Source organism: bacterium, from assembly GCA_024226335.1.
Lineage (GTDB): Bacteria > Myxococcota_A > UBA9160 > SZUA-336 > SZUA-336 > JAAELY01.
The window spans coordinates 1-708 of record JAAELY010000281.1 but is presented as its reverse complement, the minus strand read 5'-3'; the positions used below and the strand labels follow the sequence as shown (position 1 = coordinate 708).

Genomic DNA, 708 nt, shown 5'->3' with positions numbered 1-708 from the left:
CCTCGCGTGCGAGATCGCCGTCCGCCAGCGGATACCAGGGAATAAAGCCGATGCCGTTCGCCTCGCAATAATGGAGCACGTCTTCGTACCGGCGTTCCACGAGATTGTAGTGGTTTTGTACGGTCGCGACCGGAAACACCTCTTGCGCCGCACGAATGTCGTCGACCGAGGCTTCGCTCAAGCCCACATGGCCGCACCAGACCGTCGTCGATCAGCCCGCGCACGGCAGCGAACTGGTCGTCCCGCGGGACATTGGGGGCGATGCGGTGGAACTGCCACAATGCGATTTGCGGCACGCCAAGCTTGTCGCAACTCCTGATCGCTTCCGCGCGCAGATGGGCCGGATCGCCGTTCACGATCCAGGCGCCCGCGCGGGGCCGCTCCAGCCCGGCCTTGGTCGCGATCAAGAGGCCATCATACGGATAAAGCGCCTCGCGGATCAGCATCTCGGAGACGTCGGGACCATAGGAGTTTGCGGTATCGATGATAGTTTACATGGAGCGGGAAGACGTTCCAGTGCCCGGATCGCTTCCGCGCGATCCTCGGGCTCCCCCCAGATGCCCTTGCCTGTGATACGCATGGCGCCGAAAGCGAGACGATTGACGGAGAGCTCTCCGCCGATCGTGAACGTGCCGGGGCGGTGTGCGTCGGGATTCATCCGATCTGTGTTCATGACTTGCCGCTGTGTTGTTTGCCGCCGTGTTGTTT

The 708-nt window shown here is 62.6% G+C and carries 1 pseudogene; it reads right to left on the bottom strand.

The features are described 5' to 3' along the window. A pseudogene (locus GY725_15120) lies at positions 1–658 on the bottom strand (aldo/keto reductase). Positions 659–708 lie beyond the last annotated feature (50 nt).